Here is a 25,605-nt window from a genome sequence, read left to right as displayed (position 1 = left end):
CAACAAAAGGGGGAAGAAGTGTGAAGAGTAAAGCTAAAAAGCTTCCAAAAGAGAAGCTTACAATGAAAGATAGAATGAAACGTTTTAGAAACAATAAAGAATTATTACTACTTACTATACCAGGGGCAATATGGTTTTTAGTATTTGCTTACTTACCAATGTTTGGAGTAATTGTAGCATTCAAAAGATGGAGAATCCATGGAGGCTTCTTTGAAAGTTTAATGAATAGTAAATGGGTTGGATTTGATAACTTTAAATTCCTATTCCAAAGTAGTGATGCTTGGCTAATAACTAAAAATACAGTTTTATACAATATTGTATTTATAATTTTAGGAATAGTACTTCCAGTAACATTAGCAATTTTATTAAATGAATTATTAAATAAAAAGTTAGCTAAGTTCTATCAAAGTAGTATGTTCTTACCTTATTTCTTATCATGGGTTGTTGTAAGTTATTGTTTATATGCATTCTTAAGCCCAGAAAAAGGATATGTTAATGGTATTTTACAATCTATGGGTGGAAAAGGAATTTCATGGTATACAGAGCCAAAATATTGGCCATTTATCATAATTTTCATGAGTCAATGGAAAGCAGTTGGATACGGAACAGTTGTTTATTTAGCTTCAATATGTGGTATAGATAAGAGTTACTATGAAGCAGCAATGATAGATGGAGCAAGTAAGTTCCAGCAAATAAAATATATAACAGTTCCATTATTAAAACCTGTAATGATCATAATGTTCATAACTTCAATTGGTGGTATGTTCAGAGGAGACTTAGGTCTATTCTATCAATTACCAAAGGATTCAGGTGCTTTATATCCAGTAACAAACGTAATCGATACTTATGTATATAGAGGTCTTATGAACTTAGGAGATATTGGTATGAGTTCTGCAGCAAGTTTATATCAATCATTTGTAGGATTAATACTTATAGTAACTTCTAACGCTATAGTAAGAAAAGTAGATGAAGAAAACGCATTCTTCTAAAAAAGGTGGTGTAATGTGTGTTAGAAACTATTAAACAAAAAAGACTTCAGAAAAAAGCTGAACCAAAAGAAGAAGTAAACAAGTTTAATGCTGTCTCAAAAAAGAGTAACTTTTTATTAAATGTTTTATTCGCAATATTAGCTTTCTTAGCAATAATGCCCTTCGTATTTGTTATAGCTATATCATTAACAAATGAGCAATCATTACAATTAAATGGATATAGATTCATACCAGAAGAGTGGAGCTTAGAAGCTTATAAATATATATTCTCATCTGGTAGCCAGATTTTAACATCATATGGGGTTACAATTACTGTTACAATTGTAGGTACTTTAATTGGACTAGCTATAATGTCAATGTATGGATATGCTTTATCAAGAAAGAGCTTTGCTTACAGAAAGTTCTTTACTAAAGTAATATTTGTACCAATGTTATTCTCAGGTGGTATGGTTGCTTCATACCTAGTAGTTACAAGATTTTTAGGATTAAAGAATACAATATGGGCTCTTATACTTCCAATGTGTGTAAGTTCATTCCATATAATTATTTTAAGAACATTCTTTAAGACATCAGTACCAGACGCTATTATAGAATCAGCTAAAATAGATGGAGCATCAGAGTGGAGATTATTCTTAAGAATAGTATTACCAATCTCTCTTCCTGGTATAGCAACAATAGGATTATTCTTAACTTTAGGATACTGGAATGACTGGTTCAACGCTATGTTATATATTGATGAACCAAACTTAATACCATTACAGTACTTATTAATAAGACTTGAAAACTCAATGGAGTTCTTAGCAAATAATGCAACATCACTTGGTGCAAATGCTATAGAAGCTACTAAGAGTATGCCAAAGGATACTGCTAAGATGGCTATAGTTGTTATTTCAACTTTACCAATTATATTTGCTTATCCATTCTTCCAAAGATACTTTGTAAATGGATTAACAATTGGAGCAGTTAAAGAGTAATTAAATAGAATGATATTTTAAAGGGTTGTATCAATAGCAACTTAAAATAAAACTTATAAATATATTTCGAGAATTATTGGATTTAGCTAAGAATTTATAGTCATTACTCCGAAGAATTTACTAAAGTTTCGAAACTTGCGATCCTTCGGACAGTCTCAACTTTTTAACGTAAACTCTTCTACGTAATGGCTTAAATTCTAAAGCTTATCCAAATATTCTCTTCATACTATTTATAAGTTTTATTATTTTAAGTTTTGATACAACCTTTTTGTTAAAGTTTGAGGTTTGTAGAAAATAAGGATAAGGAGAAAATTAGTATGAGATTTATATCAGAAAGAATAAGAAAGACTTATGAAGAAATAGGAAGACATGTTTATTCTAATACTTTAAACATAGATAATTATAAATTTATAGCAGGAAAGTATGATAATATAGATGAAATAAAAAATGCACCTGAAGAAGGATGGATAGATTTTAAAACAGGGGATCTTTGGGGAGAGGAAAGTCATGGATGGTTTAAAACTTCTGTTAAGGTTCCAGAGGAATTTGCAGGACAAACTATTGCTTTAAGCTTTCATACTTTTTTAGGAGATTGGGATAATACTACAAATCCACAGTTTATCCTTTATGTAAATGGAGAACATATTCAAGGGTTAGATGTAAATCATCAGGAAACAATATTAACTCATAATGCTGTGGCAGGAGAAGTTTATAATATAGACTTACATGCACATATAGGAAGAATTGAGGACAAAAAATCAACTTTACATGGTAAGCTAGTAACAATAGATGAAGAAGCTAGAAAATTATACTTTAATTTAAGTGTTCCTCACATAGTAGCAACTAAATTACATGAGGAAGATAAGAGAAGAATAGACATGTTAACTGTGTTAAATGACACAATAAACTTAATTGATTTAAGAAGACCATTTACAAAAGAGTACAATGAAAGCCTAAAAATTGCTAATAAATATATAGAAGAAAATTTCTATGATAAAATGTGTGGACATGAAGATATGGTAGCTACTTGTGTTGGTCATACTCATATAGATGTGGCTTGGCTTTGGACTGTAGCTCAAACAAGAGAAAAGGTTGCAAGAAGTTTCTCAACAGTATTAAAGCTTATGGAGGAATATCCAGAATACATATTCATGTCTTCTCAACCTCAACTTTATAAATTCTTAAAAGAAGATCATCCAAAGGTTTATGAGAAAGTTAAAGAAAAAGTAATAGAAGGGGTTTGGGAGCCAGAAGGAGCAATGTGGCTTGAAGCTGATTGTAATGTAACTTCAGGAGAATCCTTAATAAGACAAATATTACATGGAAAAAGATTCTTTAAAGAAGAATTTAATGTGGATAATGAAATACTTTGGCTTCCAGATGTTTTTGGATATTCAGCAGCACTTCCTCAAATATTAAAAAAATCTGATGTTAATTATTTTATGACAACTAAGATTTCATGGAATCAAATTAATAAAATGCCTTATGATACTTTTATGTGGAAAGGAATAGATGGAACAGAAATATTAACTCATTTTATAACTACAACTTACCCAGATCAAGATCCATTTAAGGAAACTATGACAACATACTGTGGAAATATTCATCCAGGTTCAATAATGGGAGCATGGAATAGATATCAGCAAAAAAATATAAATAATGATGTTTTAGTTGCCTTTGGATTTGGAGATGGTGGCGGTGGTGCTACTTATGAAATGCTTGAAAATGGAAAGAGACTTTCTAAGGGAATACCAGGAGCACCTAAGGTTAAAATAGGTAAGGCTAAGGATTACTTTAAGAAATTAGAGGAAACTGTAAAAGATAATAATAAACTTCCAAAGTGGGTTGGAGAATTATATCTTGAGTATCATAGAGGAACTTATACTTCAATGGGAAGAAATAAGAGAGATAATAGAGTATGTGAAAATCTATATACTTCAGCAGAGAAATTTAACTCAATGGCTATGTTGTTAGGAAAAAACTATCCTTTAGCTGATTTAAATGCTGCTTGGGAAACAATACTTTTAAATCAATTCCATGATATTTTACCAGGTTCATCAATTAAAGAGGTTTATGATGTAACTAAGGAAGAATATAAAGATTTAATTGAAAAAGGAAATAACTTTGTAGGTTCAGCTTTAGATAATATAACATCAGAAATAAACTTAAAGGAAAGAAGTGTTATTGTATTTAACTCTCTAGGATTTGAAAGAGATGATATAGCTACTTTTGATGTTCCAGAAGATATAGAAAATCCCGCTGTATTAGATGGAGAGGAAGAAATTATTTGTCAAAGAATAGATGATGGGGAAAAAGCAATTTTCTTTGCTAAAGGAATACCTGCAAATGGATATAAGAGCTTTAAAATAATAGAATCTACCAATAAAGAAGTAGAGTATGTATCTCTAAGTGAAAAAGAAGCTGAAAATGACTTCTTAAGAATTAAATTCAATGAAGAAGGAAATATAGTTTCATTATTTGATAAGAGAGCAGAAAGAGAAGTATTAAAAGAAGGAACTTTAGGAAATAGACTTCAAGCTTTTGAAGATAAGCCTATGGAATATAGCAACTGGGATATAGATATATACTACAAAGAAAAAATGTGGAATGTTGATGATGTTCAAAACATTGAAGTGGTGGAAGAAGGTCCAGTAAGAAGCACATTAAGAATTGAAAGAAAATTCTTAGAGTCTACTATAGTTCAAAATATTTATGTTTATAAAGATTTAGATAGAATAGATTTTAATTCATATGTTGATTGGAAAGAACATGAAGTATTATTAAAAACTTCATTCCCAATAGATTTAAATGCTACAGAGGCTACTTATGAAATTCAGTATGGTAATGTTAAGAGACCAACTCATAGTAATACATCATGGGATGAAGCTAGATTTGAAGTTTGTGGACAAAAATGGGCTGACCTTTCAGAGGGAGACTTTGGGGTATCCTTATTAAATAATTGTAAGTATGGTCATGATATACAAGATGGAGATATGAGACTTACTTTATTAAAATCAGGAACACATCCATGGACTGAAACAGATCAAGAGGAGCATTTCTTTACTTATTCTATTTATCCTCATATGGGTACATGGAAAGATGCTCATACAGTTCAAAAGGCTTATGAATTAAATCAACCTTTATATACAAAGGTTTGTGAAAAACATGAGGGAATATTAGAGGATACTTTAGGCTTAGTAAAAGTGAATAAAGATAATATAATGATTGAGGTTATTAAAAAAGCTGAAGATACAGATCATTTAATAATTAGGATGTATGAATTCTTTAATAGTAGAACTAAGGCTACTTTAGAATTCTCAAGGGAAATAGAAGAAGCCTTTGAATGTAACTTGATGGAGAGAAACTTAGAAGAAGCTAAATTTGAAGGAAAGAAAATAGAGTTTACTATAAATCCATTTGAAATAAAAACATTTAAGGTTAAATTAAAATAATAAAAAAAGAGGCTATATCAAATTGAAGTAAGTTCATTTTTGATATAGCCTCTTTCTATGTTTATTTTTATAGCTTAAAGCCTAAGTAAATTTCAAATACAGCGATTATAATAAAGTAAATACCTATTATAAATGGTGTAGCAATTAAGAATGAGATTGGCTCAAATAATATTAATAATCCTAATATTATTAATAATATAGAATAAAGTGTTGTAGCATTGAAACCAAAGCTTTTATAAGTAAACTCACCAACAAGCAAGAATATACCGTTAACTAATGCCCAAGAACCATAGAATATAACTAATACGTCAATACTTTCTAGTGGAACAAAACATAGCATTAAACCAAATAATACTGATATTATACCTGTAAAAATATATAAGCCTTTTCTTGAAGATTTAAAAGCTTTAATTATTGTAAATATACCTGAACCAATTATTAATATACCTGCTACTATTGTGAAATATAGTAATGAGTCCATTGGTTTAATAAAGAATAAGATACCTACAATTGCCATTAGAATTCCTTCTAATATACAAAATATTTGTGCACTTTTTCCCATTTAAATCACTCCTTAATTTTTTAAAAAGTTTGTTATATAGAAATTTAAGAAATATTACTATAAGTAAATAATAACATTTGTTTAAAAAATGTTCATATTTTAAATTTAACATATATTTTTTTATTGGCATATAAATTTGATACTTTTCAATTAAAGCAATAAAAAAAGTAATAATATTTCTGATGAAAAGGTATTTATTAGAAAAAATATGAAATGTTTTAGGGGAGATAATAAAGTATATAATTTTATTAAATTTATAAATAGAGAATGTCAAATAAATATAAAAAAACTCCACTATGAAAATGTTTAGATGGGCTATATAATAAACCTGTAAACGATATTAAGGGATTTGAAAAACAAAGGTTTAATAGGGAGGAAAACGTAATGTTAAAATTCAAGAAACTAATAGCTTTAACAGCTTGTGCAATGTTAACTACTTCAGTTGCATTAACTGGATGTGGAGCAGACAAAACAGCAAATGCTGGAGAGGGAGAAACAGTAAAACTTACTTGGTATACAATTGGACAAACACCAAAAGATTTAGACATGGTTCAAGAAAAAGCTAATGAATATTTAAAAGAAAAGATCAATGCTACTATTGATATGAAATTTATTGATTACGGTGATTACACTCAAAAAATGGGAGTTATAATAAATTCAGGAGAACCATATGACTTAGCATTTACTTGTTCATGGGCTAACCCATATCTAGAAAATGCTAGAAAAGGAGCTTTCTTAGAAATAGACGAATTATTAGAAACTAAAGGTAAAGAAATGAAGTCTGTTATAGATGAAAGATTCTGGGAAGGTGCTAAAATAGATGGTAAAACATATGCAGTTCCAAACCAAAAGGAAATAGGAGTTGCACCTATGTGGGTATTCACTAAGGAATATGTTGATAAATACAACATACCATATCAAGATATCCATACTTTAGAAGATTTAGAGCCATGGTTAAAAGTTATCCATGAAAATGAGCCAGATGTTACACCTTTATACATAACAAAAGGATTCTCAGCACCAGCTTACTTCGATCAATTAGTTGATCCAGTAGGAGTTGAGTACGGAGATGAAAGCTTAAAGATTAAAAATATGTTTGAAACAGATAAAATGAAGAGCGAATTAGAAACTTTACAAAAGTACTATGATGCTGGATATATAAATGCTGACTCAGCTACAGCTAAGGATGATAAAGCAGTTAAGAGATTTGTAACTAAAGCTGATGGACAACCATATGCTGAGGGATTATGGTCAAAGGATCTAGGATATGAAGTAGTTGCATCACCAATAATGGAAACTCATATTACTAATGGTTCAACTACAGGTTCAATGATAGCTATTTCTAAGACTTCAGAGCATCCAGAAAAAGCTATGGAATTCTTAAACTTATTAAACACTGACGTATATTTAAGAAACTTACTTAACTATGGTATAGAAGGTACTCACTATGAAAAAACTGGTGATACTCAAATAAAATTAACTGATAAAGCTAAAGACTACTCAGTTGGATACTATACTTTAGGTAACTTATTCATAACTTATACTTTAGATAACGAACCAGTTGATAAATGGAAAGAATTCGAAGCATTTAATGATGCATCAGTTGAATCACCTGCTTTAGGATTCAAATTCAACACTGAAAAAGTAAGTAATCAAATAGCTGCTATAAACAACGTTCTTGAAGAGTTTAAATCAACTATATACAGTGGATCAGTTAATGAAGCTGAATATTTAGATAAAATGAACAAGAAATTAAAAGAAGTTGGAATAGACGAAGTAATTTCAGAAATGCAAAGTCAAATAGATGCATGGAAAGCTGAGAATGGAAAATAATATAATTTAAAAATAAGTGTAAACTCTATGCCAAGCATAGAGTTTACTTTTATAAAAATATAAATAAAAAATTAGGAAAGTATTCTTACATAATCTAAGGAGTAGATTATAAGTATATGCATAGCGGGGGATGATTTTATATGAAAAAATATGTTGTTATTGATATAGGAGGCACAAGTATAAAACATGCTTTGATGACTGAAAGTGGAGATATTTTAGAAAAGGGAAGCATGAAAACTGAAGGGGATAATATAAATCTTTTTATTGAATCCATAGGAAAAGTTGTTGATTCATATAAAGAAAAAAATGAGGTTTTTGGATTAGCATGTAGTTCGCCAGGTGCCGTAGATGTTAAAACAGGATTTATAGGGGGAGGAAGTGCAATTCCGTGCATACATGGTCCAAATATAAAAGAGCTTTTAGAAAAAAGATGTGGTTTAAAAGTTTCTATAGAAAATGATGCAAATTGCGCTGGATTAGCAGAAGGATGGCTTGGATCAGCTAAAGGAGTAGAAAATTATGCATGTATTGTAATTGGCACAGGAATAGGTGGATGCATAGTTATAAATGGAAGAATTTTAAGAGGAAAGCATCTTCATGGGGGAGAATTTGGTTATATGTTTACTAGAGATAGTGAAGGATTAACAGATAGAATTTGGAGTGAAGTTTCCTCTACAAATGCTTTAGTTACAAGGGTATCTAAATTAAAAGGAATAGAAAAATCAGAACTTGATGGCAAGAAAGTTTTTGAAATGGCTGAAGATGGAGACGAGGAAGTTAATAAGGAAATAGAATCATGGTATATGGACCTTGCAAGAGGAATATACAATATTCAATATATAGTTGACCCTGAAAAAATTGTTATTGGTGGAGCTATAAGTGCTAGGGATGGATTTGATAAGAAAATAAATGAAAAACTTGCTTTACTAAAAAGTGATATAGCAACTTTAGATATAAGTGTTGAAAAATGCAAATTTCAAAATGATTCAAATTTAATAGGAGCATTATATAACTTTCTTTTTATTAGAAAATAAATCTTATTATTTAAAGAAAAATCATATAGATAAAAAGGAGAGAATATTATGACGCAATTAAATTACAGAGAGAACTTAAATATGAAATTTAAAGCTTATAATGGTGGATTAAGAGTTTTTAAAAATTATGAGATTAATGATAATAATATAAATATTTATTTTTCAAATATTAAAATAACTCTTACTATATTTGAAAATGATATAGTTAAAGTTTTTATTGGAGACAAATGCGAGGAAAGCATTTCAACTAATGGTGTAGTAGGTGATTTAGGAAAAGGTGAATTTATAGTAGAAGAGGATTCAAACTTTTTAGTTATAAAGGGAAAAAAGGTTTTAACCTTTGTAGATAAAAATACTACAGAGATAAGTTTTAGAGACTTAGAAGGAAATATAATAAATGAAGATTTTCAGCCGAGTTTTAAAGATGAGAAAGGAAATGTGTACATATCAAAGGTAAATGATTGTTTAGCATATTATGGACTTGGAGAAAAGGGTGGAGATTTAAATAAAAAGGGATGTTATACAGAAAATTTTAATACTGATGATCCAGAGACTGATGATGATTCCGTAACTTATTACAAGACAATTCATTTTTATGTTGCCTTAAAAGAAGAAGCTACCTATGGAATATTCTTTGATAATAGCTTTAGAAGTTATTTTGATATGGGAAAGGAAATGGGAGATAGGATTTTCTTTGGAGCAATAGGAGGACAAATTCAATATTACTTTATTCCAGGAGAAAATATTAAAGAGGTAGTTAAGAATTATACTGCTTTAACAGGGAGAATGGAGATGCCACCTCTTTGGAGCTTAGGATATCAACAATGTAGATTTAGTTATTTTAGCCAAGAGGAAGTAAGAGAGTTAGTAAAAACCTTTGAAGAAAAAGATATTCCATTAGATGTAGTTTATTTAGATATAGATTACATGGATGGATTTAGAGTTATGACTTTTAAAACTCCTAATTTTGATGATGCAGCTGGTCTTATTAGTGATTTAAAAGAAAAAGGAATAAGAACTATTACTATTATTGACCCTGGTGTTAAGGTGGATGAAGAGTACCCTGTATTTAAAAGAGGGAAAGAAGGGAATCATTTTACTAAGAAGCTAGATGGAGAAATATTTATTGGGGCAGTTTGGCCAGGTGATAGTGCTTTCCCTGACTTTTCAAATAATGATTGTAGAGAATGGTGGAAAAGTGAACTTAAAAAATTCATAAGTGAACATGGCATGGATGGAATTTGGAATGATATGAATGAACCTTGCGTGTTCAATAATGATCATAAAACAATGTTAGAAAGCTGTCTTCATAATAGTGATAATGGAGTTATAGAACATAAGGAGTTTCATAATAGATATGGCTTTGAAATGAGCAGATGTTCTAAGGAAGCGCAAGAAGAACTACATCCTAATGAAAGAGAATTTTCAATGACTAGAGCTACTTATGCTGGCGGGCAAAGATATTCATCAGTTTGGACTGGAGATAATATGAGCCTTTGGAGCCAAATGAGAATGTCAATATCAATGAATGCTAATTTGGGAATCAGTGGATTTTCTTTTGTTGGAAATGATGTTTCAGGTTTTGGATTAGATTCAAGTGAAGAATTATTTATAAGATGGATGGAAATGGGGCCATTTATTCCTATATTCAGAAATCACTCAAATATGTATACTAGAAGACAAGAACCATGGGCTTTTGGACCAAGAGCTGAAAAAATAGCAAAGAAATCTATTGAATTAAGATATGAGTTACTTCCATATATTTATGATTTATATTATATATCACATAAAGAAGGACTTCCTATATTTAGACCTATGATAATGGAATATGAGAAAGATATGAATCTTTTAAATATAAGAGAACAATTTATGTTAGGTGAAAATATGCTTGTTGCACCAGTATTATATGAAGGGGAAAGAAGCAAAACTATATATTTACCAAAGGGAAGTTGGTTTAATTATTTTACAATGGAGAAGTTACAGGGAGGAAAGTGGTATAAGCTTCCTTGTGAATTAGATGAAATTTTAGTTTTTGTTAAAGAAGGATCAATAATACCAACATATAATAAGAAATTTAGAAATGTTAAAGAAAGACCAAAGAATATACTTCTTAAGGTTTTTGGAGAGAATGCTAAGGGATTCCACTATAATGATGATGGACATACTATGGAATATTTAGAGGGAAAATATACTTATATGGACATAAAAGTTGTAGATGGAAAAGAAGAACTTAAGCTTATTAATAATGGATATAGTATAGAAGATATAGAAATTCAAATAATAAAATAATCTATAATAAATTATTTTTATATATACTCATGTTTATTTAGATAATAGGCATGAGTATTAATTTTTATTTTTTTGATAAAATTATTTTAATGTTAACATTTGAAATAAAAGTAAGTTATTGCAAGAAAATGGAAGTTGTGGAGAGTTAAATTTAGCAGATCTATCTTAATAAAGAAATTTCACTATATTGCTTTAATTTTAATAGGATGTTAAAATTAATGGGTAATATTTAACGTTAAAATAATTTATGACAAGTTTTCTATGAATTCTTTTAAAAATAGACAAGTATTTTTAAGAAAATTTATATGAAAGCTACTAAAATTTAATGATTAGGAGGGAAAAGTACATGGGTAATAGTAATGACGGAAAAAAACTTATGTGGTATAACCTTGGTTTAATGGCCTTTGTATCAGTTTGGGGCTTTGGTAACGTAGTAAATAACTTCGCAACTCAAGGGTTAACCGTAGTAACTTCATGGATATTAATAATAGCTTTATATTTCGTACCATATGCACTTATGGTTGGAGAATTAGGCTCAACTTTTAGAGATAGTAAAGGTGGAGTAAGTTCATGGATAGGTAAAACAATGGGACCTACATTAGCTTACTTAGCAGGTTGGACTTATTGGGTGGTACATGTGCCTTATTTAGCGCAAAAACCACAAGCAGTACTTGTTTCATTAGGATGGGCAGTATTCCAAGATGGAAGCACTATAAAAGGTATAGATTCTAAAATTATTCAATTAGTATGTTTAGTAGTATTTTTATTCTTTGTATGGATTGCTTCAAGAGGAGTAAATTCATTAGGGAAAATAGGTACAATAGCAGGAACAGCAATGTTTGTTATGTCTATTCTTTATATAATACTTATGTTAACAGCACCTGCTATTACAGGAACTTCTATAGCAAGTCCAAATATGACTTCTATAAAAACCTATATACCGAAATTTGATTTTGCCTATTTTACCACTATAGCTATGTTAGTATTCTCAGTTGGAGGAGCTGAAAAGATATCTCCATATGTTAATAACATGAAAGATTCTAAAAAAGGTTTCTCAAAAGGTATGATAGCCTTAGCTATAATGGTTGCAGTTACAGCACTTCTTGGATCAGTAGCAATGGGAATGATGTTTGATGCAAATAATGTTCCTGATGACTTAATGTTAAATGGTGCTTACTATGCATTCCAAAAGTTAGGTAACTATTATGGAATAGGAAATTCTTTATTAATATTATATGCATTAGCAAACTTTGCAGCTCAAGTTTCAGCATTAGTATTCTCAATAGATGCTCCATTAAAAGTTTTATTATCAGATACTGATGCAAGATATGTTCCAATAGCATTAACTAAGACTAATAAGAATGGGGCTCCAATAAACGGATATATAATGACTTCTATTTTAGTTGGAATATTAATAATAGTTCCAGCTTTAGGAATTGGAAACTTCAATGCTTTATTTACTTGGTTATTAAAATTAAATGCTGTTGTTATGCCAATGAGATATTTATGGGTATTCTTAGCTTACATAATGTTAAGAAAAGCTATAAAAGGAAAGTTCAAATCAGAGTACAAATTTGTTAAAAATGATAAATTTGCAATGTTAATAGGTACTTGGTGTTTTGTATTTACAGCATTTGCTTGTATCTTAGGTATGTTCCCAACAGATGTTAAAGCATTCTCAGGAGAATGGATTTTCAGAGTAGGAATGAATATTGGTACACCTTTAGTATTAATAGGATTAGGTTTAATCTTACCTAAGATAGCTAAGAGAACTAACGGACAAGCATACGAGGATGCAGTAAGAGAAGCTACAGCAACAAAGTTAGAACTTAATTAGTAAAAAAAGGCACTCTATAGAGTGTCTTTTTTTTATACAATTATATAATTATATTTGGTGATTTTATTAGATTAATTATAATGACAAAATATATGAAATATGATAATATGATAATTACAATATATTTTGATAATCAAACAAAATATTGTCAGAGATTAAAAAGAATAGATAAAGGGCTAAAGAAAATATGAGCCTTTAAAAATAATAAATGGAAAAGAAGAAGGGAGAGAAATCTTAATGATAGTAGAACCAAAGTTTAGAGGATTTATATGTACTACATCACATCCTACAGGTTGCAAAAAAAATGTTGAGAATCAAATAGAGTACGTAAAAGAAAATGGAAAGATAGAGGGAGCTAAAAGAGTACTTGTATTAGGGGCTTCCACTGGATATGGATTAGCAAGTGCTATTGTGGCTTCAGAAGCATGTGATGCGGAAGTTTTAGGTGTTTCATTTGAGAGAGAGGCAAAAGGGAAAAGAACAGCTTCAGCAGGTTGGTATAACATAGAATCATTAAAGAAATTTTCAGAAGGTGAAGGAAAGAAATTCATATCAGTAAATGGAGATGCTTTTTCTAATGAAGTTAAAAATGAAGTTATAGATTTAATAAAAGAAAATATGGGAAAAGTAGATTTAGTTATATATTCCTTAGCAGCTCCAAAGAGAAAGGATCCTGTTTCAGGAGAAGTTTATAGTTCTTGTTTAAAAACTGTAGGAGCTCCATTTACTAGTAAAACTTTAGATTTCCACACAGGAGAAATACAGGATATTACTATTAATCCAGCTACAGAGGAGGAAATAGAAGGTACTAGAAAAGTAATGGGTGGAGAAGACTGGATGCTATGGATTGAAGCATTAAAAGAAGCTGATGTTTTAGAAAAGGGCATTAAAACAATAGCTTATTCATATATTGGACCAGAAGTTACCTATCCAATATACAGAGAAGGAACTATAGGAAGAGCTAAAAATGATTTAGAAAAAACTGCAGGAGAGATAACTAAGGTTTTAAAATCATTAGATGGAGAAGGATATATATCTGTAAATAAAGCTTTAGTAACACAAGCTAGTTCAGCTATTCCAATAGTATCTTTATATATTTCAATTCTTTATAAAGTTATGAAAGAAAAAGGTACTCATGAGGGTTGCATTGAGCAAATATACAGAATGTTTAAAGAGCTTTACGAAGGAAACTTAAATTTAGACTCAGAAAATAGAATTAGAATAGATGATTTAGAGATGGCTGAGGATGTACAAAAGGCTATTGAAGAAATATGGCCACAAATAACTAGTGAGAATGTTTTTGAATTAAGTGATGCAGAAGATTTTAAAAAGGAATTTTTCAAGTTATTTGGATTTGGTTTAGAGGGAGTAGATTACTCAGAGGATGTTGATATAACAACAGTTTAATACAAAAATATTATTTAAATAATTTTAAAAAATATGAAAAGGTCATACTTTAGTTAATTTACTAGAGTAAGGCCTTTTATATTTTATTTAAAGTTAATTTATTTAAGAATTTATAGTTGCTTTTTGTATGGCAATGTATTTTTATATTTTGAATAAAACTTAATTGTATCTAAAAAATAATAAATAGTGATAATATAATGATTATTATTCCTGCAATTAAGTTACTGTTTTTTGAAATATTTTTACTTTTTATTGTTTTTGATAAATAGAAGCCTAAGGAGATAAATATCAATGAAATAATAAAGGTTGATATTGTTGTAAAGGCAATATTAAGTCCAGAGATGCTGGCACCTATTCCTAAACCAAAGTTGTTTAAAGCTAAGGCCAAGGATAAAGCTAGGGATTCTTTAAAATCAATATTACCAGACTTATCTTTATCTGCAACTTCTGGATTTTCTAATATAAAGGTGGGAGAGGAATTATTCTCACTATTATGTGAGGTTAGGATTTTTTTCTCTTTGAAATAAGAATATATAGAATAAAAACCTAATAAAAGAAGAACTAAACCACCTATAATATCTCCTAATTTAACAGGAATTAAATCCACTAAAAATTTTCCAAGTATCATTGAAATAAAAGTTCCTAAAGCAGATATGGATGCTATGACAAGGGTACTTGAAAAATTTATTTTTATGTCTTTTAAACCATATGCTAAAGAAACAACAAGTATATCTAAACTTGCAGCAATTACAAAAAGAAGTATACTTAAAAAGCTCACTTTTTCTGCCTCCAAAATTTTACTGTTAATTCCAATATATTTTATTAATATATAAATTGTGACAATTTTGGAGGGGTAGTAAGTTTAAGGCTGAGAAATATAATAAGATAATTCCTTAGGGGGAAACTCTATTTTTTTTACTAACTTTGTTAAATAAACTTTAGCTTTTTCATATTCTTTTTCATTAATGAGCTTTTTAAAATATAGGCTTTCCCTATTACTTATGTGATCTTTTAAAATATTAAAAGCTAGTTCTAAAGAGTATTTAAATCCTATTATATCTTTAGGAGATAGTAATAAGTTATCTAAATAATTATAAAATTCTATTAAACCTTTAGAAAAGGAGTTAAGATTTTTCTGAAAGTCTTTATCGTATTGAAGCAAAAGTAATTTATAATTTTCTATCTCTTCCCTATAAGCTTTAGAGTTTAATGTTTTATTTATTTCTTTTAAGGAGTTTATACACTTAATTGCAGAAACATCCTTATCCTTAACCTCTAACATTATGTCAGGAGAAAACTCTTTAACCTCCTCATAATATTCTAAAAAACTATTTATAGAAATTGAAGGAGAGTGGGACCCTTTCTTTTTAAAAATATCCTGCTCACTATAATGTACTTTCATATTTCCATCTAACTCTTTATTCCATGTTTTAATAATAAGTGAGTAAATTTTTTTTAAACTATAGGAATTATCCCCATAGCATATATTATGTAAATTATCAAATATAACAGGAATGTTTAATTTACTAGAAATATCTAATACATCATCTAGAGAAAAATTTCTCTCATCATTTTCTATGACTAATCGCTTTTTAGAAGAATCTGAAAGTTTCTTAAATCCCTTTAAAAAGTTTTCCTTTGCTAATTTTTTATCTCCATATACCCCTCCTATATGAAGTATTATTTTATTTTTATAATCTACATTTAAGGAGTCTAAAAACTCACAGTGATACTCAATATCCTTTATAGATTTGTATAATACATCCTCTTTAGGGGTGTTTATTACTGTATATTGACCAGGATGCATAGAAACTCTAATTTTATTATTTTTAATAAAAGTTCCTATGGTTTCTAATTCATATTTAAATTCTTTTTGCCAGCTTATATTATTTATTTCATGGGAACCTAAGGGGATAATGTCTGAGCCTATTCTAAATAAGTAAATATTATTTTTAATATTCCATTCTAATATTTTTTGTAAATCATCTAAATTTTGCTTTGTAATAGAAAGGAATTTATCCTTAGAAAAATCCTTTAGTAATATTCTACGATTTGTTCTAGCATTTGTAGTTATTGGAGTACAAGCATATCCTATTTTCATATATAATCAATCCTTTTCAAAATATTAATTATATATTTTGCATTTAAATAAAAAATAAAACAAAAAGTTTTAGAAACGTATTAACTTTTAAGTATTACTTTAATAATTAAATATAAAGAATTATTATAATATAGATAGTAAAATTATTCTAAATTAACAAAATATAAAACTACAGTAATCATTGCTTTTATTTATAAATTAATAAATTTGTAATAATTCATAAGGGGGTTATATGGCAAAATTATATTATGAAAAAAGATATATTTAGATTTAAGGATATATAAGAAGTTTGTAAATTTGGTTTATTGTAATTAAATATATAAATTTAAATTAAATCTAAAGGACAGTGATGTTAATGTAACTATAGGGTATATGAAAATCTTTGTAAAAGGTTTAAAAGATGGGGTGAAGTTTTAGACTTAGATTAATACACTGAAGAACATGACGATTATATGGTTAGTAAAACACTATTAATTAAATGCTAATAAGAAAGAAATTTAAAAATTTCTTAGGAAAATTCAAGAGGAACCTTTATTAAATAATGGTTGTTTACAATAAAAAGATTATTTCAAAAAATATGGAGCTAAATTTTTAGAGGTTTAAAACATATAAAATAGATGAATAGTAATATTTTAAGTTTTGGTGCAATTGATTCATAAAATATATTTTGTTTTATGAATCAATTGCTATGAAAATTTTACGATGATATTTATTCTAAATTGATGATTTTATTCCATTTATCATGTTTTTTTGATAATTTATTAAAAAATAACAAAAAAATATATTTTACAAAATATATAAACAACTGTTATAATGTCAGAGGTTAATTTAAATTATAGGAGTGGAATTTATGGAAAAGTATATATTTTGGGTAACAGCTATTTTTCAAATAGGCGTATTTGCTCTAATGCTATACTATTTATTCATAGCGTTATTTGGATTCTATAAGAAAAAAGATACAAAGACTTTTGAGCCTCAAAAGAAATTTGCAATGCTTGTAGCAGCCCATAATGAAGAAGTAGTTATAGAAAATCTAGTTGAAAGTTTAAAACATTTAGATTATCCAAAAGAATTATATGATATATTTGTTATTGCAGATAACTGTACTGATAATACTGCTAAGATTGCAAGAGCAGCAGGGGCAAATGTATTTGAAAGATTTAATAAAGAGAAGAGAGGTAAGGGTTTCGCATTAGAATGGATGTTTGATAAAATATTCAAAATGGATACTCATTACGATGGAATAGCAGTTTTTGATGCCGATAACTTAGTTGATAAGAATTTCTTAAAAGAAATGAACAATAAAATGTGTGAAGGATTTAAGGTTGTTCAAGGATATATAGATTCTAAGAATCCACAAGATTCATGGATAACAGAATCTTATGCCATAGCATTTACATCAGCTAATAGAATGCTTCAATTAGCTAAGAGTAATATAGGGCTATCAGCTCAAATAGGTGGAACAGGATTCGTTATAGATACTGCAACTCTTAAAAAGTTAGGATGGGGAGCTACTTGCTTAACAGAAGACTTAGAGTTTAGTTGTAAGCTTATATTAAATGGAGAAAAAGTAGGTTGGGCACATGATGCCATAATATATGATGAAAAACCATTAACTTTAAAAGCTTCATGGAACCAAAGAAAGAGATGGATGCAAGGATTTGCAGATGTTGCTACTAGATATGGAATGAAACTTTTAAAGAAATCTATAAAAGATAGAAGCTTAGTTGCTTTTGACTGTACTTTATATGTAATGCAACCATTTGTTACTTTAGCAACTGGATTAGCTGGTTTATTAACTTTTGTACAAATAAGAGCAGTAGATGGTCTTGGAATATTCGTTATAAGTTATTTATTTAATGCCACAGTATGGCAATTATTCTGTGTATTCCAATTCTTATTAACACCATTTGCTTTATTATTTGATAAAAAGATGAGCGGAAAGTTATTCGTAGTTTTAGGACTATATGCATGTAACGTATTTATACAACCATACTTAATAAATCAATTAGGTATATTAGACAATATAATGTTATTAACATTATTCAATGTGGCTTATATAGGAATATTCTTAATAGGAACATTATTATTCCTAGGAAAGAGAAATTTCCAAATATTCTATAGATATTTAATTTATCCATTATACATATTAACTTGGATACCAATAACAATCCAAGGTATAATCGATAAAGATAAAAAAGAATGGTCACATACTAAACACGTTAGACAAATCGGAATATACGAAGTTTAATTATTATAAGACATCCATTAATGGATGTCTTATATTTTTGCTGTAAAAATGATTACGAGAGTATAAAGTTGACAATATTATTAGAAGATATTTATTTAAATAAGGTAAGTTTTTGTATTTTAAAATCTTTTGATATAATTAATAATCGTGAAGTACTATAAAGATATGTTCGATGGGAACAAATGTTTGACAATGTATTTTTAAAGAATTATACTATTTTAGTAAATTGAAAGGATGATATATAAATGTTTGGATTAATAAGTTATGAGGAGATATATGGACATGAGGACGAGTATATCTTTATAGATGTTAGAAGCCAAAAGGAAGCCTTTGAAGAGCCTATGATAGGGTCTGTAAATATCCCAGTGCTTTTAAATGAAGAGAGAGATGTAGTCGGAACTTTATATGTTAGAGAAAGTGCAGAGGCTGCAAAAGAGCAAGGAATAGAATTCATCTCTAGAAGATTGCCTGAAATATTTAAACAAGTTCAAGAGCTTTATAGAAATAAGCATGGTAAAAAACTTGTTATTTTTTGTGCAAGAGGTGGAATGAGAAGTGGAAGTCTACATTCATTACTAAATAGTTTAGGAATAAATTGTTATAAATTAGAAGGCGGATATAAAGCATATAGAAGTTTTATAATAAATAAAATAGAAGAATTCTCAAAGGAAATTGATTTTATAGTATTATACGGAAATACTGGTGTAGGAAAAACAGAAATGCTATATAAATTAGAAGAAAAGGGATATGATGTTTTAGACTTAGAAGGATGCGCAAATCATAGAGGTTCAATTCTTGGAGGAGTTGGATTAGGTGATTGCAATACTCAAAAGAGATTTGATGCATTAGTTTATGATAAACTTAGACATAGAAATTCTAACATTGTATTTATTGAAGGAGAAAGTAAAAGAATAGGAAGAATTCTAATACCTGATCCTTTATTTGAAAAGATGTATGAAGGTGCAAAACTTAAAATAAGTGCAGATCCAGAGATTAGAGCAGAGAGATTAGTTAAGGAATATACTGCCTTTGAAAATGTAAATGAACAATTAGATGAAGCTTTAGGAGTTCTTAAAAAGCATATAAGTCAAGAAAGAGTGGAACAATATAAAGACTTAGTAGCCAAAGGTGACTATAAGAAAGTAGCCTTAGAACTTATGGAAAAATATTATGATCCTAGATATGGAACAAGTGCAAAGAAAAAAACATTTAGAAATGAATTAGAGATAAATGACATAGAAAATGAATTATTTAAATTAGAGGAAATATATAAAGAGATTTCAGAGGAATTAAGGGAGGATGTATATGAGCAATAAAAATAACAATTATGATGTTACCTCTTTAACTTCTTTAGAAAAGTTAGAACCAGTAAGAGTAAGACCAGGAATGTACATAGGTTCTACAGGAAGCAAGGGACTTCATCATTGTATATGGGAAATATTAGATAACTCTATAGACGAAATATCAAATGGATATGGAAATAAGGCTAAGGTTATTTTAAATAAAGATAAAAGTGTAACTGTAATAGATAATGGAAGAGGAATTCCTACGGGAATGCATCCAATAAAGAAAAAAACTGGTGTTGAAATGGTATTTACAGAGCTTCACACTGGTGGTAAGTTTAATAACCAAAACTATAAGACTTCTGGAGGACTTCATGGTGTTGGAGCAGCCGTTGTTAATGCCTTATCAAGATGGCTAGAAGTTGAAGTAAAACAAAATGGAAAAATATATAGACAAAGATTTGAATATGCTTATGACAAAGAGCTTAAAAAAGATATGCCAGGAACACCAGTAACTCCATTAGAAGTAGTAGGAGAATCTAAGGAAACTGGAACAAAGGTTACTTTTTTACCAGATAGAGAAGTATTTTCAACATCAGATTTTAAATTTGACATAATAGATGAAAGATTACAAGAATTAGCTTTCCAAAATAAAGGAATAAGATTAGAACTTATTGATAATAGAAAAGAAGAAAGCGTAAGTAAAGAATATTACTCTGAAAGAGGACTTTTAGACTTTATAGATTATTTAAATGAAAGTAAAACCCCTCTGCATCCAACTCCTGTTTTATTTGAAGGAGAAAAAGAAGTAAATAACATACAAATGTATGGAGAGATATGTCTTCAATTTACTGATTCAACAACAGAGAATATAGTTAGTTACGTAAATAATATTCCTACTACAGAAGCTGGTACTCATGAGACTGGTTTTAAAACAGGAATGACTCGTGCTTTTAAAGAATGGGCTAAAAAGCTTAACCTTATAAAAGAAAAAGATAAGGAATTTGAAGGTGATGATTTAAGAGAAGGTATGACAGCTATTGTCAGAATAAAAATCACAAATCCAGTCTTTGAAGGTCAAACAAAAACTAAGCTTGGAAATAATGAAGCTTACACAATGATGAATGATTTAGCTTACACTAAGTTTGGTCATTGGATAGAGGATAATAAAGAAGTTGCAACTATGATTATAAATAATGCCTTAGATGCAGCTGCTAGAAGAGAAAAAATTAAAAAGATTAATGATGCAGAGAGAAAGAAAATAGGAAAAGGAACAGCACCTTTAGCAGGAAAGGTTGCAGTATGCACATTAAAAAATAAAGAAGCTAATGAATTCATAGTAGTTGAGGGAGATTCAGCAGGTGGATCAGCTAAGCAAGCTAGAGATAGAAGATTCCAAACAATAATGCCTTCAAAAGGTAAAATAATGAATACAGAAAAACAAAAGTTAGAAAATGTTATAGCTTCTGAGGAATTAAAAATCTTTAACACTGCCATAGGTACAGGAATTTTAGATAATTATAATGAAGAAGATTTAAAATATGACAAAATAATAATAATGAGTGATGCTGACGTAGATGGATATCATATAAGAACTCTTTGGATGACATATATCTATAGATACATGAGACCTCTTATAGCTAATGGTCATCTTTATTTAGCACAACCACCTCTTTATAAAGTTGCTAAATCAGGTAAGGGTAAAGATAAGATTCTTTATGCTTATAGTGATGACGAATTAGAAGAAGTTAAAAAGAAGGTAGGAAAGGGAGCAACTATTCAAAGATTTAAAGGACTTGGAGAAATGAATCCAGACCAATTATGGGAGACAACTTTAAATCCAGAAACAAGAACTTTAGTACAAGTTACTATAGAAGATGCCGCTAAGGCTGAAAAAATGGTTTCTTTATTAATGGGTGATGTTGTTCAGCCTAGAAAGAACTATATGTATAAGTATGCTGAGTTCTAAAGGAGGAGATTAAATGGCTAAGAAGAATATTGAAATACCTAAGGATAATAATATTATTAGAATGCCTCTTGAAGAGGTTATGCCTGATAACTATTTACCTTATGCAGTAGAAGTTGCTAAGGATAGAGCACTTCCAGATGTAAGAGATGGATTAAAGCCTGTACACAGAAGAATTTTATATGGTGCATATATGTTAAAGGCTTTTCCAGATAAACCTTATTACAAATCAGCTAGAATAGTAGGGGATATACTAGGTAAATATCACCCACATGGAGATAGTTCAGTTTATGATGCCATGGTAATTCTAGCTCAAAATTTTAGTACAAGAGCTCCCCTTATTGATGGACACGGAAACTGGGGAAGTATAGATGGAGATGGAGCAGCGGCTATGAGATATACAGAGGCTAGACTTTCTAGTATATCTATGGAGATGCTTAGAGATATAGAAAAAAATGTAGTAGATATGGTTCCAAACTACTCAGATTCTGAAATGGAACCTAAGGTATTACCAGCTAGATATCCAAACCTTTTAGTAAATGGTACTTTTGGTATAGCAGTTGGACTTTCAACTAATATACCACCACATAATTTAAGAGAAGTTATAGATGGTACTTTAGCTTATATAGATAATAATGAAATTACTACTAGAGAATTAATGAATTATATAAAAGGGCCAGATCTTCCAACAGGAGGAGTTTTAATTGGTGAGAAAACTCTATTATCTGCTTATGAAACAGGTGAAGGAAAAGTAACTTTAAGAGCTAAGGCTAAAATTGAAACTTTAGAAAATGGAAGACTTGGAATAGTAATAACTGAATTCCCTTATAGAAGAAATAAGGCTAGAATACTTCAAACAATATCAGATATGACTGGTGACAAGAGACATGCTAAAGCTTTAGATGGAATAGTGGATATTAGGGATGAGTCAGATAGAACTGGTATAAGAGCCGTAATAGAATTTAAGAAGGCTGTAGATCACGATATGGCTGATAAGGTTCTTAAGTATCTTTATAAGAAAACTGATCTTCAAGGTAACATAAGCTTTAATATGGTTGCCTTAGCAGATGGAAAGCCAGAGACTATGGGATTAAAAACAATAATATCTCATTATGTAAACCATCAAAAGGATGTTGTTACAAGAAGAACAAAAAGAGAGTTAGAAGTAGCAGAAAAGAGATTCCACATAGTTGAAGGTTTCATAAAGGCTATAGGAATAATGGATGAAGTTATAGCTACAATTAGAGCTTCAAAATCAAAGAAAGATGCTCATGAGAATTTAGTTTCAAAATTTGGATTTACTGACTTACAGGCAGAGGCAATTCTAGAATTAATGCTTTATAGATTAACTGGATTAGAGATAAAAGTATTCCAAAAAGAGCATAAAGAGTTATCAAAGAAAATAAAGGCACTTAGAAAAATTTTAGAAAATGAGTCAGTTCTTTTAGGTGTTATAAAAGATGAATTAAAAGAAGTGGCTGAAGTTTATGGTGATGAAAGAAGAACTGCCTTAATAGAAGATGAAAGCGAAGCTAAGATAGATTTAGAAGAGTTAATAGTAGCAGAAGATGTTATGGTTACTCTATCAAATGAAGGATTTATAAAGAAGCTTCCTCTTAAGACTTATAATCGTTCAAATGTTGATGAAAATGAAATTGAATATAGAGAAGGAGATTATTTAAAATTCCTTATTAAATCAAATACTAAGGATACCTTAGCTATATTCACTGATAAGGGAACTGTTTATCAAATAAAATGTAATTCTGTAGCAGATAAGAAATGGAAAGATAAAGGAGAAAGACTTGAGGATTTAATAAGAGGATTAAGTTTAGAAGATGAAAAAATTATTGCTCTTGAATCAATTGAGAATTTCCTTCCAAACAAATGCTTTAAGTTTATAACTGCTAATGGATTAATAAAGAAGACTACTTTAGATAAATTTGTTACTGCTTACTCAAAGCTGATGGCTATAAAGCTTAAGAATGATGATTTATTAGCAAGTGTATCTTTAATAGATTCACAGGATGAAGAAAGATTTGTTGAAATTGAAACAACTAATGGATTAAACTTTGTTGTTTCAGAACCAGAATTAGAGTTTACAGATAGAAATATACTAGGAGTTCAATTGGTACCATTAAAGAGTGGTAATCAAATTAAGAGTATAAGATTTGTAGATAACTATGAATATAAAGAATTCATCATAGGAATAAATAAAAAGGGAAATATAAAAACTTTCAGCAATATGAATAGCAATTCTTATGAAAAGGTAAAGGTTAATTCCTTTAGAAATATAATTGCTTTCTCAAATAAAGGAAAGGTATTTAAATTCCCAGCATACTTACTTCAAAATACAGAAGAAAGTAATATTTCAGACTTAGTAGATGGATTTGAAAAGGATGAACTTATAATAAAAGTAGCACCTATAAATGAGTTTGGAAAAATAGGTGAAGATTTATTTGTTTACTTCTTCTCAAGAGAAGGATTAGTTAAAAAGACATCTTTAAGAGAGTTCTTAGGAGAATTTAATAATCAAATAGCTTATAAGTTTAAAACTCCAAAGGATGAATTAGTAAATGTAGATATAAATTTTGAAAATGCTACAGTAATCTTAGTAACTAAGAATGGTATGGGAATTAAATTTTTAGCTACAGCTATTAATCCAATGGGAAGAGTAGCTTCAGGGGTAACAGGAATAAGCTTAAAAGATGATAATAAGGTTATATTTGGTAAGGTTATACCACCATCTGAAGATATTGATGATAAAACTTTAGAGGCGTATAATGACTATAAAAAAGAATTAACTAGTAATTATGAAAAACTTATTTTAGAGTCTAAGCAAAAAGAAAAGGCTGAAGTCAATATTGAAGATATTAAACTACAAAATAGAGCAGGAAGAGGAAGTAGTTTAATGATTTTAGTATTGGAAGACTATATAAGGGACGTAATTATTAAGTAGGAGGTATGGTCATGAAAAAAGTATTAGTATTTTTAGCAGAAGGTTTTGAGACTATAGAAGCATTATCTGTTGTAGATGTTTGTAATAGGGCTAAGGTAACATGTCATGCATGTAGCCTTACAGAAAATAGAACTGTTAATAGTGCTCATGGAACAATGGTGCTTTGTGATAAATTAATATCAGATAATGATTTAGAAACTTATGATGCAATTGTACTTCCAGGTGGAATGCCAGGATCAACAAATCTTAGAGATAATGAGAAAGTACAATCATTAATAAAGAAATATAATAAAGAAAATAAAATTGTGGCTGCAATATGTGCAGCTCCAATAGCTTTAGCTAAGGCTGGAGTTATTGAAGGAAAGAAGGTTACAAGTTATCCAGGGTTTAAAGAGGAACTTGGAAATGTTAATTATGTAGAAGAGGACACAGTAGTTGTGGATGGAAACATAATAACTAGTAGAGGACCTGCAACTGCCTTAGTATTTGGATTAGAAATATTAAAAAAGTTAGGATATGAAAAAGAAGCAGAGGAAATAAGAGAGGGAATGCTTATTAACTTTTTCTTAGAAAAAGAAGGTAAGTAGAACTTTTATAATTTAAAGAGAGTTGTATCAAAATAACTTACAAATAAAATTTATAAACATATTTGGAAAATTACTTAGTTAATC

16 protein-coding genes are annotated in these 25,605 nt (G+C 29.1%); 13 read left to right on the top strand and 3 right to left on the bottom strand.

Translation table 11 applies throughout. From position 1 onward, the window contains the following. Positions 1–20: 20 nt before the first annotated feature. The 3 genes from GOM42_RS11525 to GOM42_RS11515 all read left to right on the top strand — a co-directional run bounded on the left by GOM42_RS11525 (position 21) and on the right by GOM42_RS11515 (position 5,415). Entirely contained in the window at positions 21–989 is a 969-nt protein-coding gene (locus GOM42_RS11525) for an ABC transporter permease subunit (RefSeq protein ID WP_003451252.1), read from the top strand. A gap of 17 nt (positions 990–1,006) precedes the next feature. After that, positions 1,007–1,963, top strand: coding sequence for a carbohydrate ABC transporter permease (locus tag GOM42_RS11520; protein ID WP_003451608.1), 957 nt, complete (start codon positions 1,007–1,009; stop codon positions 1,961–1,963). Between the two features lie 317 nt (positions 1,964–2,280). After that, positions 2,281–5,415, top strand: a complete 3,135-nt coding sequence (locus GOM42_RS11515) for an alpha-mannosidase (protein WP_197908061.1) — start codon at positions 2,281–2,283, stop codon at positions 5,413–5,415. 67 nt (positions 5,416–5,482) lie between these two features. Here the strand turns inward: GOM42_RS11515 and GOM42_RS11510 are convergent, their stop codons facing one another. Continuing rightward, positions 5,483–5,977, bottom strand: coding sequence for a DUF308 domain-containing protein (locus tag GOM42_RS11510; protein ID WP_110077243.1), 495 nt, complete (start codon positions 5,975–5,977; stop codon positions 5,483–5,485). Between the two features lie 384 nt (positions 5,978–6,361). Between GOM42_RS11510 and GOM42_RS11505 the strand changes: the two genes are divergently transcribed. From GOM42_RS11505 to fabV, 5 genes are all read left to right on the top strand, one after another. Next, positions 6,362–7,810 (top strand): ABC transporter substrate-binding protein, encoded by a 1,449-nt coding sequence (locus GOM42_RS11505; RefSeq protein WP_110077242.1) that lies wholly within the window; start codon positions 6,362–6,364, stop codon positions 7,808–7,810. Between the two features lie 140 nt (positions 7,811–7,950). Beyond that, positions 7,951–8,844, top strand: coding sequence for an ROK family protein (locus GOM42_RS11500; RefSeq protein ID WP_110077241.1), 894 nt, complete (start codon positions 7,951–7,953; stop codon positions 8,842–8,844). Positions 8,845–8,892: 48 nt separating this feature from the next. Further along, positions 8,893–11,133 (top strand): glycoside hydrolase family 31 protein, encoded by a 2,241-nt coding sequence (locus GOM42_RS11495; protein WP_252597658.1) that lies wholly within the window; start codon positions 8,893–8,895, stop codon positions 11,131–11,133. Positions 11,134–11,479: 346 nt separating this feature from the next. After that, positions 11,480–12,970 carry an amino acid permease gene (locus tag GOM42_RS11490; RefSeq protein ID WP_003451678.1) on the top strand — a complete coding sequence of 497 codons (1,491 nt, stop codon included), beginning with the start codon at positions 11,480–11,482 and terminating at the stop codon, positions 12,968–12,970. A 237-nt stretch (positions 12,971–13,207) separates the two neighbouring features. After that, positions 13,208–14,377: an enoyl-ACP reductase FabV gene (fabV, locus tag GOM42_RS11485; RefSeq protein ID WP_078234091.1), complete on the top strand. Its 1,170-nt coding sequence runs from the start codon at positions 13,208–13,210 to the stop codon at positions 14,375–14,377. 169 nt (positions 14,378–14,546) lie between these two features. Here the strand turns inward: fabV and ytaF are convergent, their stop codons facing one another. Then, positions 14,547–15,170: a sporulation membrane protein YtaF gene (gene ytaF, locus GOM42_RS11480; RefSeq protein WP_110003021.1), complete on the bottom strand. Its 624-nt coding sequence runs from the start codon at positions 15,168–15,170 to the stop codon at positions 14,547–14,549. 69 nt (positions 15,171–15,239) lie between these two features. Continuing rightward, positions 15,240–16,478, bottom strand: coding sequence for a UV DNA damage repair endonuclease UvsE (uvsE, locus tag GOM42_RS11475; RefSeq protein ID WP_110077239.1), 1,239 nt, complete (start codon positions 16,476–16,478; stop codon positions 15,240–15,242). Between the two features lie 850 nt (positions 16,479–17,328). On the opposite strand from uvsE, the gene GOM42_RS11470 reads away from it, so the two are divergent. The 5 genes from GOM42_RS11470 to GOM42_RS11450 all read left to right on the top strand — a co-directional run bounded on the left by GOM42_RS11470 (position 17,329) and on the right by GOM42_RS11450 (position 25,521). Then, complete coding sequence (locus tag GOM42_RS11470) at positions 17,329–18,729, top strand: glycosyltransferase family 2 protein (protein WP_003451106.1); 1,401 nt, start codon at positions 17,329–17,331, stop codon at positions 18,727–18,729. Positions 18,730–18,974: 245 nt separating this feature from the next. Further along, positions 18,975–20,045: a tRNA 2-selenouridine(34) synthase MnmH gene (mnmH, locus tag GOM42_RS11465; RefSeq protein WP_003454987.1), complete on the top strand. Its 1,071-nt coding sequence runs from the start codon at positions 18,975–18,977 to the stop codon at positions 20,043–20,045. Beyond that, the gene (locus GOM42_RS11460) at positions 20,035–21,981 is read left to right on the top strand and encodes a DNA topoisomerase IV subunit B (protein WP_003451434.1); all 1,947 of its coding nucleotides are present in this window, start codon (positions 20,035–20,037) and stop codon (positions 21,979–21,981) included. The genes mnmH and GOM42_RS11460 overlap by 11 nt, the downstream gene beginning before the upstream one ends. A 13-nt stretch (positions 21,982–21,994) precedes the next feature. Beyond that, positions 21,995–24,934, top strand: coding sequence for a DNA topoisomerase IV subunit A (locus GOM42_RS11455; protein ID WP_110077238.1), 2,940 nt, complete (start codon positions 21,995–21,997; stop codon positions 24,932–24,934). Positions 24,935–24,945: 11 nt separating this feature from the next. Next, positions 24,946–25,521, top strand: coding sequence for a DJ-1 family glyoxalase III (locus GOM42_RS11450; RefSeq protein ID WP_004457853.1), 576 nt, complete (start codon positions 24,946–24,948; stop codon positions 25,519–25,521). Positions 25,522–25,605 lie beyond the last annotated feature (84 nt).

The organism is Clostridium sp. 16K-1-R1 (assembly GCF_023921145.1).
Lineage (GTDB): Bacteria > Bacillota > Clostridia > Clostridiales > Clostridiaceae > Sarcina > Sarcina perfringens.
Note: the sequence above shows the minus strand (reverse complement) of the source record. Positions and strands in the feature narration are given on the sequence as shown.